Below are 18,229 nucleotides of genomic sequence, written 5' to 3'. Positions count from 1 at the left end.
GACGAAGCCGGGAAAAATCAACGGATTTGATCCGAATGCCTCGCAATAAAGTGCGAATTTCCCAATGAAAGTGCGCGCGTGGCCGCATGTTGGTGCGATCTCCGTGGGTGCGCGCATGTCGGATAAAGCAGTAGATGTTCCATAGACGATCGGTCTAAAATTGACGCATGACCGAAAAACCAAAAGTAGCTGTGGCACGCGGCCGACGGCCGTCGCCGGCGTATGCGGGAACGCGCGATGTACTGATCCGATGCGGGATGGAGCTGCTCACCGAGCAGGGTTTCAGTTCGACGGGCTTGGATGCCGTGCTGAAGCGGGCGACTGTGCCCAAGGGTTCGTTCTATCACTACTTCGCGAACAAGGATGCGTTCGGAGCGGCCGTGATGGACGCCTATGACGACTACTTCAAGCGAAAGCTCGATCGATGGTTGTCGAACCAGGAGCGCGCACCGCTCGATCGGCTTGCCGACTTCATCGCCGATGCCTCCAGAGGCATGCGCAAGCACCGCTTCACACGGGGATGCCTGGTCGGCAACCTGAGCCAGGAGCTGGGTGCCCTTCCTCCGGATTTTCGCGAACGCCTCGACGCCATTCTTGTCGGTTGGCAGGAGCGGGTGGCACGCTGCCTCAAGGAGGCTCAGGCCGCAGGAACCATCTCGGCAGCGCTGGACGTCGAGCAGCTCGCCGAGTTCTTCTGGATCGCCTGGGAAGGGGCCGTGCTTCGAGCCAGGCTGGTGCAGACGGACCGACCCCTGAAGACCTTCATCGAGGCATTTCTGTCCAGCCTGGGTGTATGCGCCCAGGCCTCGCCGCGCAACGCAGCGGATCACTGAATTCTTATTGGAGCGAAAACATGTTCAAAGGCATCGTCGTGGAAAAAGACGCGGAAGGCTACCGCGCCTCGCTGGCCGAGATCGATGAAAACCGCCTGCCCGCAGGCGACGTCACGGTCCGCGTCGAATACAGCACGCTGAACTACAAGGATGGCCTGGCCATTACCGGAAAGGGCCCTGTGGTCCGGAGTTTTCCCATGGTGCCGGGCATCGACTTTGCGGGCGTGGTGGAGCAGAGCGACCATCCCGAGTTCAAGCCGGGCGACCCGGTGGTGCTCAATGGCTGGGGCGTTGGCGAGACGCACTGGGGCGGGCTTGCACAGCGCGCGCGCGTCAAGGGCGATTGGTTGATTCTGCTTCCGAAGCGTTTCAGCGCCAGGGATGCCATGGCAATCGGGACCGCGGGGTACACCGCCATGCTGTGCGTGATGGCTCTGGAGCGGCACGAGCTCAAGGCGGGCGATGGGCCGGTGCTCGTGACGGGGGCGAACGGCGGCGTGGGAAGCGTTGCGATCGCGCTGCTGGCCAAGCTCGGGTACACGGTCACCGCGTCCACCGGGCGGCCCGACGAGTCCGACTATCTTCGGCGGCTCGGTGCTACCGACGTGATCAATCGCAGGGAGTTGAGCGAACCGGGCAAGCCGCTGCAGAAGGAGCGCTGGGTCGCCGCCGTGGACTCCGTTGGCAGCCACACGCTGGCCAACGTATGCGCGCAGCTTCGATACAACGGCGTGGTCGCCGCGTGCGGCATGGCTCAGGGCCTCGACCTGCCTGGCTCGGTCGCGCCATTCATCCTTCGCGGTGCAAGCTTGATCGGTGTCGATAGCGTGATGCGTCCGAAGGCAGATCGTGTCGCGGCCTGGGAGCGGCTGGCGCGGGATCTGCATGGTCCGATCCTCGAAGACATTGCGGTTGAGATTCCACTGGCGCAAGCGATTGACGCCGCCGCAAGGCTTATGCGGGGCGAGATCCGAGGCCGCCTGGTTGTCAACGTGAACGCGTCGTAAGAGGACGGTCATGACGTATCGAGTTGCCGAGGCAATTGTCGACAGCATGGTCGCGCACGGTGCGGACCGGGCATTCAGCGTTCCTGGTGAAAGCTTCCTGGCGCTCCTGGACGCGCTTTACGCGCGGCGCGACTTCGATCTGGTGACATGTCGCCACGAAGGATCCGCGGCCCTGGCCGCGATTGCGGACGCCAAGCTGACGGGCCGCGCCGGCATCGTCATGGTGAGCAGGGGGCCGGGGGCATTCAATGCCGCTATCGGAGTCCACGTGGCGGCCGAAGAAGCAGTTCCACTGATCCTTTTGATTGGCCAGGTCGAAACGCCGAACCTGGGCCGCGGCGCCGTTCAGGAAATCGACTCCGCCAAAGCTTTCTCCGGCTTGCTGAAATGGTCCGGTCGAATCGACAAGGCGGCATGCACCGCCGAAGTGATGGCCCGAGCCTTTGCCGCGGCGGTCTCAGGAACACCCGGCCCGGTCGCCATCGAGTTGCCCGAAGATATCCTGACCGAACTGGTCGAGCGGCAGCCCACGCGTGTTCACGGTGTGGCACGCGCCGAGGCGACCCGGGAGAATGCGGCGCGTGTGCACCAGTTGATTTCCAAGGCCAGCCGCCCGATCCTGATCGTGGGCGGGGAGTGCCGGACCGATGATTTCCGCAACGATCTCCAGGAGCTCGTCGGCCGATGGGGCATTCCCGTTGCCGTCACCAACAAGAACCAGGACCAGTTCTCCAACACAGACCCTCGCTGGGTTGGCCAGCTGAGCTTCTTCACCTCGCCCGCGCACACCGCGCTCTTCAGCGAGGCCGACCTGATCGTTGCGATCGGCAGCCGCATGGGCGACGTGTCGTCCTTGGGGTTCAGCTTCCCGCGGCAAGGCGCCAATCCGCAGAAGTTCGTCCACGTCTATCCCGATCCGTCCATGATCGGGCGCCACTTCCAGGCGGAACTGCCGATCGTCTCGACGGCGCATGGTTTCGTGCGTGCCGCATTGCGCCATGGCGGCTCTGGAGCAGTGTCGAGCCAGTGGCTCGAGCGGGTGCGCGCGGCGGCCGACCGTGCGCACGGCTGGCAACCACAAAATGTGGTGGCGAACGACGTTCTGGGCCACTCGATCATGGCGCTTGCACGTCTGGCCCGGAACGATGCGGTCTTGACGACCGATTCGGGCAACTTTGCAGCCTGGGTCCACCGCATCTTCAAGATGACGCCGGCGAACCGGCTACTCGGCTCGGCTTGCGGAGCCATGGGAACGGGGGTCCCGGCCGGCATAGCGGCTGCCTTGCGCCATCCGGAGCGAGAAGTTCTCGCCTTCGTAGGCGATGGAGGATTTCTCATGAACGGCAACGAACTGATCACTGCGGTCGACAGAGGGCTGAACCTGCGCGTAGTGGTGTCGAACAACGGGTCGTACGGCACCATTCGCACTCACCAGCAGCGGCACTTTCCCCATCGCATCAGCGGCACGGACCTGGCGAATCCCGGCTTCGCAAGGCTTGCAGAGGCATTCGGCGCCCGCGGATTCAGAATCGAGCACTCCAGGGATGCCGCAGGCATCGTCGAGCAAGCCATGAGAGTCGAGGGACCGGCTTTGATCGAAGTCTGCAGTGATCCGGACATGTCGGTGGAACGCTCCCTCAAGTGGAATTGAGCGCAGATCCATTCATTCGAGGCGTCGGCGTGCGAAGCTCATAGCTGCTATGAGCTGTGGTGCATGGTTTCTTGTGTGGCAGCCCAGGATACTTTGTGTCATTACAAAGTCACGGAGACAAACCACATGGCTGAAGACTTGAGGTCCAAGGACTACTTCGACGATCGTGCAACCAGGGACATGGCCAGGCATCTGGTGTCACCTCGCCGGACCATGAAGGAGACCCTGGCCTGCGCTTGCCGGATTCTTGCCATGACGGGGCAGGAAGCGGGTCTTGCAGGCCAGATCAGCGCGCGGTCCGAGAGGGCAGGCGCGTACTGGACGCTCAGGTTCGGGCTCGGCTTCGACGAAGCCACGCCGGACGACTTCATCGAAGTCGATGGCGACCTGAACACGCTGACGGGCAGCGGCATGCCGAACCCCGCGACGCGTTTCCATCTGTGGGTGTATGAGGCGCGGCCTGACGTTCAGTCCATCGTCCACACGCATTCGCCCTGGGCCTCCGCGCTCGCTGCAGCCGGACAGCCGCTGGTCATCGCCCAGATGGACATGACCCCCCTGCATGACGATTGCGCGTTCCTCGCAGAGTGGCCGGGGGTGCCCATTGCGGATGATGAAGGCGTCATCATCTCGCGGACGCTCGGATCGAAGCGAGCCATCATCCTGGCGCATCACGGCTACCTGACGGCCGGAAAGACGACACAGGAAGCCACCTACCTGTCGGTATATCTCGAGCGTGCCGCACGGATGCAGCTGCGGGCCCAAGCCGCATTCGGCCCTTTGACGCCGGTGGACGACACGCTGGCCCGCGAGGCGCACGACTATCTGCTGAAGCCTTCGATCGTGAACAGCACCTTCGACTATTGGTGCCGGCAGGCCGAAGCTGGCTCGGCGCCGCCGCTCGCCGGTCGGCCGCGCCCCTAGATCACTCGTCCGACCCCTGCGCCTTGAGTCTGATGGACATGCATCCGGCATGTACGTCCCGGACCTCGTTCGCCCGCCCGCTTTCCATGCCCAGCGCTCCGCGCTGAAAAAACCTCCGTTCCCCACAGAAAGATCGCCATGAAACTCGTTCGCCTCGCGGCCGCCGCCCTGATGGGCCTTTGTCTCTCAGGCATGGGTCATGCCGGCCAAACATTCGACACGGTGAAGAAGCGCGGCTTCGTGCAGTGCGGTGTCTCGACGAACCTCCCCGGATTCGCATTCACCGACAGCAAGGGGGAGTGGCAGGGCATCGACGTGGACACCTGCCGTGCGATTGCAGCCGCGATGTTCGGCAATGCGACCAAGTTCAAGGTCATCCCGCTCACCACGCAAGCACGCTTCACTGCGCTGCAGTCCGGCGAGGTCGACGTCCTGACGCGCAACACCACCCAGACGATGTCGCGCGATACCACGCTTGGACTCATCGGCGTTGGCGTGAACTTCTATGACAGCCAGGGCATCATGGTGACCAAGGATGCCAACGTCAGCAGCGCGAAGAATCTCGCCGGCGCCACCATCTGCGTCCTGCCCGGAACCACGACCGAACTGAACCTCACCGACTGGTTTCGCGGTCTCAAGCAAAGCTTCAAGCCGGTCCTGCTGGACACCGTCGACGAGATCAAGCGCGCGTTCGCGGCGGGCCGCTGCGATGGCATCACGATGGACAAGTCGCAGCTGGCGCTGGCGCGTATCGCCTTCGGAAACACAGACAAGTATGTGATCCTGCCGGAGCCGCTGTCCAAGGAGCCTCTCGGACCGATGGTCCGCCAAGGCGACGAAGCCTGGTTCAACGTCGTGCGCTGGTCCCTCAATGCGCTTCTGGAGGCGGAGGAATACAACCTGACGTCCAAGAACGTCGACGAGATCGCGAAGGGCAGCATCCCGCCCAACATTCAGCGGATTCTCGGCACTTCCCCGGGAATGGGAAAGGGACTCGGGCTTGATGACAAGTGGGCATACAACATCATCAAGCAAGTCGGCAACTATGGCGAAGTGTTCGATCGGAGTCTGGGAGCGGGGAGTCCGATGAAGCTCGAACGCGGCCTGAATGCCTTGTACACGAAGGGCGGATTGATGTACGGGTGGCCCATTCGATAGCTCCAAGCCCAAGCGACAGATGCGATGCGCGAGTGGCGCGCGCATCGTCGCAATCGCGCCAAACCCGCACTCGATCTCCCTATGAGCTCACCCCAACGCGCGCCGTTCAAGTTCAGCTGGAATAATCCAGAGTTCAGGGCGCTTGCCTATCAGTTCGTCGTCGTTGGTCTGGCGGCCCTCTTGGCGTACTACCTTGTCTCCAACACATTGCACAACCTCGCAACGCGCAACATCGCGACTGGTTTTGCGTTCCTGGAAAGAGAGGCGGGATTTGCGATCGGCGAGTCGCTGATCGAGTATTCACCTTCGGACACCTACGCCCGCGCTATTCTTGTCGGGCTCGCGAACACGCTGCGGGTCTCCGCCGTCGCATTGGTGTTGGCCACGATGCTTGGCGTCATCGTCGGGATCGCCCGGCTGTCGAACAACTGGCTCATCGCGCGGCTGGCAAGTGCCTACGTCGAACTGATCCGCAACGTGCCGCTTCTGCTGCAACTGTTGATCTGGTATGCCGTCATTGGTGAGCTGGTGCCGGGCTCGAAGGCGGCATTCCATCCGTTTCCGGGCATCTATCTGTCGAACCGCGGCATGCTGATGCCATCGGTGGCTGGACCGGCCGTTGCGGGAATACTTTGGGGATTGGTGCTCGCCGCAATCGCCATCCTGGCGGTCAGCCGATGGCAGCGCGCCAGGCGGCGCCAGACCGGTACCCCAACAAGACTGTGGCCTTTCGCCGTGATGTTCTTGCTGCTCATGCCGGTGGCCGGCTGGCTGGTCGGAGGGCGCGAATTTCATCTCAGCATTCCTCACCGGAGCGGATTCAACTTCGAAGGAGGCTGGGCGCTCTCTCCCGAGCTGTTCGCCTTGCTGGTCGGGCTCGTTACCTACACGGCCGGGTTCATTGCAGAGATTGTCCGTGCCGGCATCCAATCGGTGAGCCATGGCCAATGGGAGGCGGCACAGACGCTCGGGCTTCCCCGGTCGCGCGTGCTTCGGCTCGTCATCCTGCCCCAGGCGCTCCGCGTGATCGTTCCCCCCACGACGAGCCAGTACCTGAACCTGGTCAAGAACAGCTCGCTCGCCGTCGCGATCGGCTACCCCGACCTGGTTTCCGTCGTCAACACCGTCCTCAACCAGACCGGCCAGGCGATCGAGGGGGTTCTGATCATCATGGCCGCCTTCATGACTGTGAGCCTCACGGTTTCGCTGTTGATGAACTGGTACAACAAGCGCATTGCGCTGGTGGAAAGATAAGCATGAGCACCGCCACCCACACGGACCGGCCCGCCTTGATGGCGCCGCCCAGAGTCCGGGCCAGGCTCATGACCAGGCTGCGCCAAAGCCTTTTCCAGTCTCCGGCGAGTGCGGTATTGACCATCCTGACGATCTGGCTCGTGCTGATGCTGGCACCGCCACTTATGCAGTGGCTGCTGGTCAAGGCCAGCTTCCGGGCCCCCGACGCACAGGCCTGCAGGGAGGCGGGCGGGGCTTGCTGGGCTTTCATCCGGGAGAAGTATCGGTTGATTCTCTTCGGTACCTACCCGCACGCCGAGCAATGGAGGCCGTTGCTCGCGACGGCTCTGCTCGTCGCATCGATCGTCTGGACTGCCACACGCCGGCTGGCCGGACTCCAGATTGCAGGGCTGTGGGTGTTCACAATCCTGGCGGTGGCGACCCTGATGTGGGGCGGGTTCCTCGGTTTGGCGTTCGTCGAAAACACGCGCTGGGGCGGCTTGCCCTTGACCCTGATCCTGTCGACATTCGGAATCGCGTTTGCCTTTCCCATCGGTATCCTGCTTGCCCTGGGACGCCGCTCCCGGATGCCGGCAATCAAGGCAATGTGCGTCGCGTACGTCGAGTTGATACGCGGCGTGCCTTTGATCAGCTTGCTGTTCATGTCGTCGGTGATGCTGCCACTGTTCTTGCCGGAGGGCTTCAGCATCGACAAGCTGTTGAGGGCACAGCTTGCGATCATCTTTTTTGCGGCGGCTTATGTTGCGGAAATTGTCCGTGGCGGACTCCAGTCGATTCCCAAGGGCCAGTACGAGGGCGCCGAGTCCATCGGACTGAGTTATTGGCAGCAGACGCGCAAGATCATTCTGCCTCAGGCCCTCAAGGTGGTGATTCCGCCTCTGGTGAGCACCTTCATCGCGTTGTTCAAGGACACGTCGCTGGTCGTCATCATCGGAATCTTCGATCTGACGCAAGCAGCGAAGGCAGCTCTTGCGGATCCCGCTTGGACAGGCTTCGGCGTAGAGGCTTACCTGTTCATCGGCCTGATCTATTTCGTCTTCTGCTATTCCATATCGAGGTACAGCCAGTCCCTCGAACGGAATCTGAAGCGCTAGCGTCCAAAGGGGACATCAATGAGCGAATTTATCGTCAGTCTGCAGAAGGTCAATAAATGGTATGGGGACTTTCATGTCCTGCAAGATATCGATCTGAATGTACGCAGAGGCGAGCGCATCGTGATCTGCGGACCGTCCGGGTCGGGCAAGTCCACGATGATTCGATGCATCAACCGGCTCGAGGAGCACCAGTCGGGGCTCATCACGGTGGACGGCGTTGAATTGATCCATGACCTGAAGCGCATCGAGGCCATCAGGAAGGAAGTCGGCATGGTGTTCCAGCACTTCAATCTGTTTCCTCACCTCACCGTCCTGGAGAACCTCACGCTGGGACCGACCTGGGTCCTGAAGAAACCGCTGGCTGAAGCTCAGGCCATCGCAATGAAGTACCTGGAGCGGGTTCGCATCCCCGACCAGGCACACAAATACCCCGGCCAACTGTCCGGGGGACAACAACAGCGCGTTGCGATCGCGAGGTCGCTGTGCATGTCGCCCAAGGTCATGCTGTTCGACGAGCCTACTTCGGCGCTCGATCCCGAAATGGTCAAGGAAGTGCTCGACGTCATGGTGAGCCTGGCCGAGGAGACGAAGATGACCATGCTCTGCGTGACGCACGAGATGGGCTTCGCCCGCAAGGTGGCAGACCGGGTGATCTTCATGGACAGAGGGGAGATCGTCGAAGAGAACGTTCCGGAGCTTTTTTTCGGGAACCCGCAGACAGATCGTGCCCGCCAATTTTTGAACCAGATCGTCCACTAGGCGCCACCGCTGCCGCCGGGATGCCGGCTTGTTTTTATCGACAGATTCAGAATGAAAGAGTCAAGCATGAAAGAGGAATCGCAGGGGCTGGGTTTCCAGACACGCGCGCTGCATCACGGCCACGACAGATCCGATCCCTACGGGGCCGTTTCACCACCGATCTACATGACCTCAACCTTCGCCTTTGAGAACACGGCAGAAGCGGCAGCGGTCTTTTCCGGAGAAAGCGAGCGGTACGTCTACGGCCGGCAACACAACCCGACGCAGCACCTCCTGGAGACGAGGCTTGCAGAGCTCGAGGGGGCCGAGGCCGCGCTGGCCACCGGCTCGGGCATGGGTGCCATCTGCTCCACCTTGCTCACGCTCCTCTCGGCCGGAGACGAGTTGATCGTGCACCACACGATGTATTCGACGGCGACTTCATTGGTCGACGAGGGCTTGCCGCGCTTCGGGGTGAAGGTCACGAAGGTCGACCTCACCAGGCCAGAGAAGCTGAAAGAGGCATTGTCCGATCGCACGCGGCTCGTGTACTTCGAAACGCCCGTGAACCCGACGGCTCAGCTGTTGAACATCAGCGAGCTGGCAAAAGTGGCGCACAGCCGTCCTGGCGTTCGGGTGCTTGTCGATTCGACGTTCGGCTCGCCCGCGCTGCAGCGGCCGATCGAGCACGGGGCCGACCTCGTGGTCCACTCCATGACGAAGTACATCAACGGACACGGCGATCTGCTCGCGGGGGTCGTGCTCGGAGATCTGCCCACCATCAAGCGGATCAGGTCGGAAGGACTCAAGTACATGACCGGCGCGACGCTCTCGCCCATGCTGTGCTTCTTGGTCATGCGAGGGCTGAAGACGTTGACGCTGCGGATGCGGCAGCACAGTGAGAGCGCGGTGAAGGTCGCCCGCATGCTGGAGTCCCACCCGGCGGTGAAGCTCGTGCGCTATGCCTACCTCGAAGGCAGCCTCGATCATCGACTCGGCCTCTCGCAGATGAGTGCCGGTGGTGGGATGCTGTCTTTCGAGCTGCACTCGGGTGTCGACGGTGCGATTGCCATGATCGACCGGTTGAAGCTCATTTCCCGGGCCATCAGCTTGGGCGACACGGAAACCCTGATCACACATCCAGGCACCCTGATTCTTGCGCGTCAAAAGATCGAGCCTGCCGCGCGCCTCAGTGCAGGCGTGACGATGGACCTCATCCGGTTGTCTGTCGGGCTGGAAGATGCGGACGACATCATCGCCGACCTTCGGCAGGCACTGGACTCATTGCAGTAGCGCGACGGTCCCGGCACTCCAAAGGGGCGGCGACGGTTTTCAATGGATCTCGATCCCATCGACCTGCGGATCCTCCACGAGCTGCAACGCGACGGCTCCGTCTCGAACGTGGAGCTGGCGAGGCGCGTGTATTTGTCTCCATCGCCCTGCCTGGTGCGTGTGAAAGCACTGGAATCCGCCGGCGTGATCGATCGGTACGTTGCCTTGTGCAGCGCGCCGTCGCTTGGCCTCGGACTATTCATCTCGATCAGCCTGACAACGCAGAGCAAGGCGTTGCTCGCCGAGTTCGAGCGCCGGATCGCCGAGCATGACGAAGTCATGGAGTGCTATCTGATGACCGGCGACAGTGATTACTTGATTCGTGTCGCCGTGGCGGACATTGCGGCGTTGGAGAGATTGATTCTGGATCAGCTCACACCCATTCCCGGCATTGAAAAGATAAGGTCGAGCTTCGCGCTCAAGCAAGTCCGATACACGACAGCTTTACTACTGCCCCGATAAGATGTGCGGCGGGGGAGACGGGTTTCGCTGGGTGCCAGCCTGGAAGCTGGTGCGATCGTGTTGCCACCACTCGTGATCGCCAGACAATGCGGGCTTGCGTCAGCTATTCCGGCCGCTCAGGTTGCAGTTGTTCGGCGATCTGCAAGACGCAATCGAGGAGATCGGAGGTCAGAGGCGCCATCGTCTTGCCTGTCTTCGAGATGGCCACAACCCGACGACGTAGCGCAGGTCGTTCGATGGGAACCTTGCGAAGTCCATAGTCGGCGAGTAGCCGTTCGGGAACGCGTGACGGCAAGATGCAATTGCCGACCCCGGAGGAGACAAGCTTGAGCATGGCGTCGATGGTTTCTGCTTCGGCAACATAGGTGGCCTGCAATCCGGCGCTGTGAATCATCCGCCTGAGAGCGTAGTGAGCCGGAAATCCGACCAAGCGCAGATTGAGGGTAGACAGGTCCTGGGGCGACCTCAGGCGGCTGTTATTGAGGACGACCAATGCCATTTCGTCCTCGAACAGCGGTTTCGATATCAGGGTTCCGCAGTCCACCGCGGAGTCATAGACGAACCCCAGATCCGCCTTGCCGTTGTCGACCAAAGCCACGACCTCGGGCGAACTGCGGCTCAGAAGCGAGAGATTCACATCCGGGTGGGTACTGATGAAAAGCGAAACCACTTCAGCGACGAAGTAGTAGCTGAGCGTATGGACTGTTGCCAGGCGGACCGTGCCGTGAGTAACTCCTTGTTGACGTACGCTGTCGACAGCCCGATCGATTTCTTTGAAGGCTGGCGCCAGGGCGGCGTAGAGTTCCGTGCCAGCTTCTGTAAGCTCAACTCCGCGACCTGTTCGAACAAACAATGATTGGCCAAGGTTTGATTCGAGCGCGCCCAATTGCTTGCTCAATCCGGACTGCGTCTGGTCAAGCTTGTCAGCAGCTTTAGACAGAGAGCCCAGTTCCGCTATGCACAGGAAATACCGCAGCGGTCGGTCAAGTGTTTCGATCGCCATGGTATTTCTTGGTTGGTCGCTGTTTACGTGATCGAAATTGGCTGTTACGGTGCAGCGGAACGTATTGCCGAGTCGAGGTCGCTCCAGAGATCGTCCGCATCCTCGATGCCGACACTGAGCCGCAGAAGCGAAGGTGGAAGGTGGCCCTGTCCTGGGATCGCAGCTCTTCTTTCCATCGTTGATTCCACGGCACCGAGACTTGTCGCATGGCGGATCAGCCTGACATTTTTGCAGACACTGTCAGCAAAATCAGCCCCTCCACGCATGTCGAACGAGATGATGGTTCCGAAGCCCTTGAGCACACGCTTGGCAATGGCATGTGTCGAATGCGAGGGCAAGCCTGGATACCGGGCACGAGTGATCAACGGGTGCGCCTCGAGCCGTTCCGAAAGCAGCATGGCAGTTTGCTGGGCCCGTTGAAGTCGAAGCGCGAGAGTTCTCGCGCCGCGGATCGCAAGGAAGGCTTCCAGCGTTCCTGGTGTCGAACCAGTCAACTCGCGGGACTTCCTGAGGGCGTGCCACAGCGCATCGTCTCTTGTCGTGGCGACCCCCGCCAGCAGGTCGGAGTGGCCGCCGATGAACTTGGTTGCCGATTGCAGAGACACTGTCGCGCCAAAGTCGAGCGGCTGCTGATTCAAGGGAGTGGCGAAGGTGTTGTCCACTGCCACGATCGCCCCGGGCTTGCGCGGAGCTGCGCAGATGGCCTCCAGATCCGCGACAGTCAGCAGGGGATTGGAAGGCGATTCAAGCCAAACCAGGTCAGCGACGCTGCAGGCTTGAATCCAACCAGCTGTATGGTCCGCCGCCACGCGCTGCACGGACCAACGCCCTCTTTCAGCGCCCGCTGCCGCTAGGCCTGCAACACCTTGATAGCAATCATCTGGGAGCACGACAACGGCACCAGCCGCAAGTTGATCAAACACCGAGGCAATGGCGGCCATGCCGGAGGCGAACGCCACGGCCTTGCCTGACTCAAGCCCACCGACGACTTCTTCGAGTGCTTCCCAGGTTGGCGTACCGTCATCACGCGAGTAATCGCGCCCGCCGCCGAGTATGAAGTTCGATGCCGGGATCAGCGGCACGTTCAACGGAGCGCCGGGCTCAGAGGCACGGCCTGCCGTGACGAGCCACGATTCCAGCTTGATTGCAGAAGTGTGCTTTTCCATTCTCAGTATCTCCAGAAAATCTGTGGTTTGAAACTAGTGATGCGAGTTCTGAGGATCCCGTGGCCAATGCCTGGGTTGGTATCGATCTGGCTATCAACGTGCCTGCGGTGCACGGCGTTGATGATGCAGGCACGCAACGCGTCGTACTCGAAAGCTCGCACGTGCAGCCGAGCAGACTACGCCGAGCTTGCCAGTTTGAGGCCGACGATACCGGCAACGATGAGCCCCAGGCTGACCAGTCGACCGGGTGCTGCGGATTCCCCGAACAGGACAACGCCGAGGATTGCGGTGCCGACTGCCCCGACTCCGACCCAGATGGCGTATGAGGTGCCAACGGGTAGGGACTTCATGGCGATTCCCAGCAACACGACGCTGATGACCATGGACGCGATCGTGAAGATGCTTGGCCACTGCTTGCTGAATCCATCTGTGTACTTCAGGCCGATGGCCCAGCCTACTTCAAGAAGACCGGCAACAAGCAGAAGCATCCAGGCCATACGATTCTCCGTTCGGCGATCCAGACGCCGCATCCGATCGACTCCGTCGCTGTTCATAAGACCGCCGAAATTCAGCGGACACAAGGTACTGATCGCGTTTCGCCAGCGAGCGGGTGCGGAATGCCGCCATCGCCATAGGAGCGGACAACCTGTGCGATGACCACCTGATAGCCCTTGAGCCAAAGCGCCTGGCGCTGCTTTGCAGCGATATGTGCAGGGTGCCCGGTGAGCTCCTGGAGCGCCTCCATCGTCTTCCAGTAGTACACGTTGGAGACGAGCCCTGTTGCAGGGTTCTCCCAACTCTCTTCGCCAAGGTAGCCTGGGATGGATTTGGCAAGCTGGGCAATGACGTTGTCCAAGGCATGGAACTCGTCGTCGAACTCGCCCTTTGCGAAAGTGAAGGTGGACGTGTACATGGGGCGTGCAGGCCTCGTCAGCTTGCTCCCGTGGCGTTGCGCATCAGTGCCGACATTTCTTCGTGTCCGCGTGCCTTCAAAATTTCTGCGGCATTGAGGCGGTCGCGCGCTTCCTTGTTCTGGCTGAGCTTGGACTTGCCCACAAGCGAGGTGACGGCGATCTCGATGCCCACGATGTTGCGCACCATGCTGTCGATGTACTCGGGTGCGGAGTCACCCATCTTCCATGGCTTCGGCTCGGCCGCCTCGTAGCGCCGCGTCAGGCGCGCGATGATGCCGCGCGCAAAGCGCTCGTCGTCGTGCACGGTGAGCACGCCGTGCGCGTGCACCACCTCGTAGTTCCAGGTGGGAACCTGGCGGTGCGCCTCGTGCTTGGATGGGTACCAGTTAGGCGAGATGTAGGCTTGGGCGCCGCCGAAGATGACCATCACCGGAGTTCCGGTGGGGCAGCGCTGCCACAGCGGATTGGCGCGAGCGACGTGCGCCGACAGCAAACCATGCGTTCCCACGTCGAGATCGAACTCGAAGGGTAGGTGATCGGCATCCAGGCCCGCGGTCCCTTGCGTGACCAGCGCACCCAGCGGATGCTCGCGGATGATGCGGTTCAATTCCTCGGGTCTTGTTTCGGCAAAGTGCGTCGGGATGTACATCGGGGAGGGTGTGAATGGTGTGGGCAGCTGGTACTGTCGCGCGGAACCGGCACAATGGGAAGGTCCAGTTTTATTCCTTTTGCATGGGCCAGTTTTCAACGCCGCCGAGCACAAGTTCTGGTGCCGACCGGGCCGGACGCCGCATCTACGACCTGCTGCGCTCCCAGATCGCCGACGGGACGCTCGCCGCGGGTGCGCAGGTGCCGTCAACGCGTGCCCTGGCGGCTGACCTGGGGGTGTCGCGTACCACCGTCACCGCCGCCTACGAGCAGCTCGCGGCCGAGGGCTTCCTTGTCACGTCGGCCGGGCGAGTTGCCTGTGTCGCAAGTCCGCTGGTAGCGCCCGAACATCCCGATACGAGGCCGAAGCAGCGCGGCAGGACTGCACCGACTCTCTCGGCCTTCGGATGTCGCGTGGCCGCGGTCGATATGCCCGGACTTGCTCCTGTGGAACCTTGCCGCATCGACTTCCTGTATGGAGCGGTGGCTTCTCGTGACTTTCCGGCGCTGGCCTGGCGACGTGCCTACCAGGCCGAACTGCTGCGCCATCAACGCCGGCTCTACTACGTTGCGCCCGAAGGCGACGCGTCGCTGCGCCGCTCCCTGCAGGGGTACCTCCGGCGCGCGCGGGGCCTGGCTTGCGATGCCGAGCAGATCCTCATGGTGCACGGCTCACAGCAGGCCATCGACCTGTGCGCGCGGCTTCTGCTCAATCCCGGCGACGCCTTCGTCTTCGAGGAGCCCGGCTACCTGATGGCGCGCCGGTGCTTCGAGGCCACGGGCGCCGAGCCCTTGGCAATACCGGTGGACGCCCAAGGGCTGGACACCGCCATGCTGCCAAACGACGATCGCACCCGCCTGGTCTATGTGACGCCTTCGCACCAGTTTCCACTGGGAGGCGTGCTGCCCATCGGCCGGCGCCTTGAACTGCTCCGTTGGGCGCGAACGCACCGCGCCTGGGTCGTCGAGGACGACTACGACGGCGAGTTTCGCTACGGCCAGCGCCCGATCGACGCACTGCAGTCGGTAGACACCGACGGCCGCGTGATCTACGTAGGCACCTTTTCCAAGGCGCTGTCGCCGCAGCTTCGGCTCGGCTACCTGGTGCTGCCTCCCGAACTGGTGCCGGTGTTCCGGCAGGCCAAGCGGCTGGCCGACCGCCATGCGCCCGTGCTGGAGCAGCGTGTGCTGGCGTCGCTGATCGACAGCGGCGCCTACGAGCGTCACGTGCGGCGCACGCGCCGCGAGCACGAACGCCGGCGGGCGGCCCTGCTCGATGCCATTGCGCGTCACCTGCCTGCCAGCGCCACGGTCATCGGCGCGGCGGCCGGGCTGCATGTGGTGCTCTGGCTGCCGTTCCTGCGGCCGCAGGACGAGCCCGCGCTGGTGGCCGCCGCGCGCGGCAAGGGCGTGGGCGTCTATGCGGTGTCGCCGCTGTTCGCCAAGCCGCCGTCGCGCATGCAACCCCGGCCGGCCGGACTGATCCTGGGATATGCCAGCCTCTCGGTCGAGGAGATCGATCAGGGGATGCGTGTGTTGGCTGCGGTGATCGCCGCGCGGGGTGCGAAGCCGATCGCGAGTGTCGCTAAGACAAAGCGGGCGAGCGCCGAAGCTCCCGGTACAGCGTCGCGCGGCTGATTCCCAGCCGGCGCGCGGCCTCGTCCTTGTCGCCTGCAGTCTCTGCGAGCGTCTTTCGTATGCAGGTATCGCGCTCGCGGTCGAGGTGTGCCTGCAGCGTAGTCGTTGGGGTCGTTCCGTGCCGGCCGGCAATGGCCTGCGGGCGCTTTGCGACAGGCTGATCCGGCAGCCCTGCTTCACCAGAGAGCAGGAAGCGCAGCAGCGCGGCTTCCAACTGCCGCACGTTGCCTGGCCAGTCGAAGGCCAGCCATCGCGCGCGAACAGATGAGGGCACTCGGCGCCCCGGCAGGCCTTCGCGCAGCGCCATGCGCTCGAGCAACTGCTCGGCCAACCACTCCAGGTCGTCGCGCTCGCGCAGCGCGGGCATGCGCACGCCGAGCACATTGAGCCGGTAGTACAGGTCGGCCCTGAACTGGCCCGCGTCCACACGCTCCTGAAGGTCACGGTGGGTGGCGCAGACGACGCGGGTGTCGATCGGGATCGGCGAGACGCCGCCCACCCGCACGATCTCCTGGTTCTGCACCGCACGCAGGAGGCTGGCCTGCAGACTGAGGGGCATGTCGCCGATCTCGTCGAGGAACAGCGTGCCGCCGCTCGCGAGCTCGAATTTGCCCGGCTTGCCGCGCGTCCGGGCTCCGGTGAAGGCGCCGCCTTCGTAGCCGAAGAGCTCGGCATCGATCAGCGATTCCGGAATGGACGCGCAGTTGACCCACACGAACGGCCGCCGGGCGCGGGGCGACAGCGCATGGATGGCGTTGGCCGCCAGTTCCTTTCCGCTGCCGGTCTCGCCCTGGACGAGCACCGGCAGCGACAGCGGCGCGGCTTGTTCGATGGCCCCACGCACCGCCTCCATCCGGGCGCCCTGGCCCAGGATGTCGTCGAGCCCGTAGCGCGCGGTCCATGGCGTGGGAGGGCTATGGATGGCGCGTCCCTGGTCACCGGCGACAGCGACCGCCTTCTTCAGCGCCGCCATGTTGGAGAACAGCGCCAGGCCGACCGCGCCTATGATTCGCTCGTCCTGGTAGACGGGCACCTGCCGCGCGAGCAACTGGTGGCCCCGCACTTCGAGCGGCATCATGGTCACGCTGAGGTCGCCGCGCGCCACATGGTGCAGGCGCGTCTTCGGCGACACGACGTCCGTAATGTGGCGGCCGATGAAGTCCTCGGGCGGGCCGCCCAGCAACCGGCAGTAGGGCGCATTGATGAGCACGACGCGGCCTTCAGTGTCGACCGCCACCAGGCAGTCGGACACGTGGTCAAGCACGCGGCGCAGGAACTCGGCCTCGTTCTGGCCGGAGCCGAACCATTCAGGAAAAGGCATTTTTCGTCTCGTTCTTGCGACTTTAGGACTCAATACCGAGACTAAGGTATCTGCACCAAGCCGTCAATCGAAGCCGGCGCGAGCAATTTATTCAAGCAAATCAAGCACTTGGCGTAATCGCGAAGGCGTCCGCCGAACGGGCCCCGGATTTGCTCTGTGCTCTCCGCCTCGCATTCGACGCGGAGTGGCGGCTTCCACCCTTTCATTTGGAAATGCACATGAACGACATTATTTCAATCGGAGACATGCACGTGCGCGTGGCGGGCCAAGGCCCGGCGCTCGTCTTTTGCCACGGCTTCACCACGACCGGCGAGTTCTGGCGGCAGCAGATGGGCGCGTTCTCGCGCGACCACCGATTGGTGGTGCCCGATCTGCCTGGCCATGGCCGCTCGGCATCGCCGCGCTCCCGCCGCTACACGATCGACGCGTTCGTGAACGACCTCGTTCTGCTGTTCGACAAGCTGCGTCTCGACGATGCCATCCTCGTGGGGCTGTCAATGGGCGGGACGATCGCCCAGCGTTTCGCGCTCGCGCACCGGAGCCGCTTGCGCGCGTTGGTGCTGGTGGGCGCCACGCCGCACGGACTCGGCCCCGACGTGAACGTGAAGAATGTGCTGCGCGCCATCGACACCCTCGGCGTCACTGCGGCGAGCCAGGCGGTGATCGACCGCTCGTTCGCCTCCGTTGCCTCGGCCGAACTGGTGGCCTTTGCGCGCGAACAGGTGGCGCAGACGCCGGAATTCGTCGCCCGCGAAGCCATCGTCTCGCTGAACGAGGCCGACAGCCGGGCGCAGCTCGCACGCCTGGCATTGCCGACGCTTGTCGTCTGCGGCGAGGAGGACGCCATCACGCCGCCGGCCGAGTCGAATGCGCTTGCCGCCGGCATTCCCGGCGCGATCCTGCAGCTGGTGCCCAGCGCCGCGCACTTCCCGATGCTCGAGCAGCCCGAGCGCTTCAATGCGATCCTGCGCGACTTCATCGCTCGCATCGACATCGGGAGCGGCGCTTGACGCCCGCCCCCCACACATCAAGGAGTATGGACATGACAACTACAGTCGAGACATCCCCCGCAACGTCCGAGCGATC

General features: G+C 62.9%; 18 protein-coding genes and 2 pseudogenes. 12 read left to right on the top strand and 8 right to left on the bottom strand.

Annotation, left to right across the window (positions count from 1 at the left end; all coding sequences use genetic code 11):
- Nucleotides 1-167: 167 nt before the first annotated feature.
- The 10 genes from acuR to AC1DYD_RS17650 all read left to right on the top strand — a co-directional run bounded on the left by acuR (nt 168) and on the right by AC1DYD_RS17650 (nt 10,453).
- Entirely contained in the window at nt 168-833 is a 666-nt protein-coding gene (gene acuR, locus AC1DYD_RS17695) for an acrylate utilization transcriptional regulator AcuR (protein WP_478167151.1), read from the top strand.
- 20 nt (nt 834-853) lie between these two features.
- Nucleotides 854-1,840 (top strand): acrylyl-CoA reductase (NADPH), encoded by a 987-nt coding sequence (gene acuI / locus AC1DYD_RS17690; protein WP_478174049.1) that lies wholly within the window; start codon nt 854-856, stop codon nt 1,838-1,840.
- A gap of 10 nt (nt 1,841-1,850) precedes the next feature.
- A complete protein-coding gene (locus tag AC1DYD_RS17685; protein ID WP_478174048.1) occupies nt 1,851-3,491 on the top strand; it encodes a thiamine pyrophosphate-dependent enzyme in 1,641 nt (546 codons plus the stop codon).
- 126 nt (nt 3,492-3,617) lie between these two features.
- Nucleotides 3,618-4,415, top strand: coding sequence for an aldolase (locus AC1DYD_RS17680; protein WP_478174047.1), 798 nt, complete (start codon nt 3,618-3,620; stop codon nt 4,413-4,415).
- A 138-nt stretch (nt 4,416-4,553) separates the two neighbouring features.
- Nucleotides 4,554-5,573, top strand: a complete 1,020-nt coding sequence (locus AC1DYD_RS17675) for an amino acid ABC transporter substrate-binding protein (protein WP_319435000.1) — start codon at nt 4,554-4,556, stop codon at nt 5,571-5,573.
- A gap of 81 nt (nt 5,574-5,654) precedes the next feature.
- The gene (locus AC1DYD_RS17670; protein ID WP_478174046.1) at nt 5,655-6,827 is read left to right on the top strand and encodes an amino acid ABC transporter permease; all 1,173 of its coding nucleotides are present in this window, start codon (nt 5,655-5,657) and stop codon (nt 6,825-6,827) included.
- A gap of 2 nt (nt 6,828-6,829) precedes the next feature.
- On the top strand, nt 6,830-7,921 hold the full coding sequence (locus tag AC1DYD_RS17665; protein WP_478174045.1) for an amino acid ABC transporter permease: 1,092 nt from the start codon (nt 6,830-6,832) through the stop codon (nt 7,919-7,921).
- Between the two features lie 18 nt (nt 7,922-7,939).
- Nucleotides 7,940-8,680, top strand: coding sequence for an amino acid ABC transporter ATP-binding protein (locus tag AC1DYD_RS17660; protein WP_478174044.1), 741 nt, complete (start codon nt 7,940-7,942; stop codon nt 8,678-8,680).
- Nucleotides 8,681-8,746: 66 nt separating this feature from the next.
- Nucleotides 8,747-9,952, top strand: coding sequence for a trans-sulfuration enzyme family protein (locus AC1DYD_RS17655; RefSeq protein WP_478174043.1), 1,206 nt, complete (start codon nt 8,747-8,749; stop codon nt 9,950-9,952).
- A gap of 42 nt (nt 9,953-9,994) precedes the next feature.
- Nucleotides 9,995-10,453: an Lrp/AsnC family transcriptional regulator gene (locus AC1DYD_RS17650; RefSeq protein ID WP_478174042.1), complete on the top strand. Its 459-nt coding sequence runs from the start codon at nt 9,995-9,997 to the stop codon at nt 10,451-10,453.
- 103 nt (nt 10,454-10,556) lie between these two features.
- Here AC1DYD_RS17650 and AC1DYD_RS17645 read toward each other — a convergent pair whose 3' ends face one another.
- The 5 genes from AC1DYD_RS17645 to AC1DYD_RS17625 form a co-directional block, all read right to left on the bottom strand.
- Nucleotides 10,557-11,450 (bottom strand): LysR family transcriptional regulator, encoded by an 894-nt coding sequence (locus AC1DYD_RS17645; RefSeq protein ID WP_478174111.1) that lies wholly within the window; start codon nt 11,448-11,450, stop codon nt 10,557-10,559.
- A 50-nt stretch (nt 11,451-11,500) separates the two neighbouring features.
- Nucleotides 11,501-12,622, bottom strand: coding sequence for a trans-sulfuration enzyme family protein (locus AC1DYD_RS17640; RefSeq protein ID WP_478174041.1), 1,122 nt, complete (start codon nt 12,620-12,622; stop codon nt 11,501-11,503).
- Between the two features lie 176 nt (nt 12,623-12,798).
- On the bottom strand, nt 12,799-13,119 hold the full coding sequence (gene sugE, locus AC1DYD_RS17635) for a quaternary ammonium compound efflux SMR transporter SugE (protein ID WP_478174040.1): 321 nt from the start codon (nt 13,117-13,119) through the stop codon (nt 12,799-12,801).
- Nucleotides 13,120-13,190: 71 nt separating this feature from the next.
- Complete coding sequence (locus tag AC1DYD_RS17630; protein WP_478174039.1) at nt 13,191-13,535, bottom strand: antibiotic biosynthesis monooxygenase family protein; 345 nt, start codon at nt 13,533-13,535, stop codon at nt 13,191-13,193.
- A 17-nt stretch (nt 13,536-13,552) separates the two neighbouring features.
- Nucleotides 13,553-14,185, bottom strand: coding sequence for an FMN-binding negative transcriptional regulator (locus tag AC1DYD_RS17625; protein WP_478174038.1), 633 nt, complete (start codon nt 14,183-14,185; stop codon nt 13,553-13,555).
- Between the two features lie 83 nt (nt 14,186-14,268).
- Here AC1DYD_RS17625 and pdxR point away from each other — a divergent pair, with 83 nt between their 5' ends.
- Nucleotides 14,269-15,822, top strand: a complete 1,554-nt coding sequence (gene pdxR, locus AC1DYD_RS17620) for a MocR-like pyridoxine biosynthesis transcription factor PdxR (RefSeq protein ID WP_478174037.1) — start codon at nt 14,269-14,271, stop codon at nt 15,820-15,822.
- Here pdxR and AC1DYD_RS17615 read toward each other — a convergent pair.
- From AC1DYD_RS17615 to AC1DYD_RS17605, 3 genes and pseudogenes are all read right to left on the bottom strand, one after another.
- Nucleotides 15,770-16,189, bottom strand: a complete 420-nt coding sequence (locus AC1DYD_RS17615; protein WP_478174110.1) for a helix-turn-helix domain-containing protein — start codon at nt 16,187-16,189, stop codon at nt 15,770-15,772. The genes pdxR and AC1DYD_RS17615 overlap by 53 nt on opposite strands.
- A pseudogene (locus AC1DYD_RS17610) lies at nt 16,190-16,795 on the bottom strand (sigma 54-interacting transcriptional regulator); the annotation flags it as partial.
- 129 nt (nt 16,796-16,924) lie between these two features.
- Nucleotides 16,925-17,143, bottom strand: a pseudogene (locus AC1DYD_RS17605) (PAS domain-containing protein); the annotation flags it as partial.
- Between the two features lie 218 nt (nt 17,144-17,361).
- Here AC1DYD_RS17605 and AC1DYD_RS17600 point away from each other — a divergent pair.
- A complete protein-coding gene (locus AC1DYD_RS17600; protein ID WP_478174036.1) occupies nt 17,362-18,153 on the top strand; it encodes an alpha/beta fold hydrolase in 792 nt (263 codons plus the stop codon).
- The last annotated feature ends 76 nt before the right edge of the window (nt 18,154-18,229 follow it).

It is taken from the genome of Variovorax sp. P4_B11, from assembly GCF_056402355.1.
The sequence above is the reverse complement of the archived record's forward strand: the minus strand, read 5'-3'. Positions and strand labels throughout refer to the sequence as shown.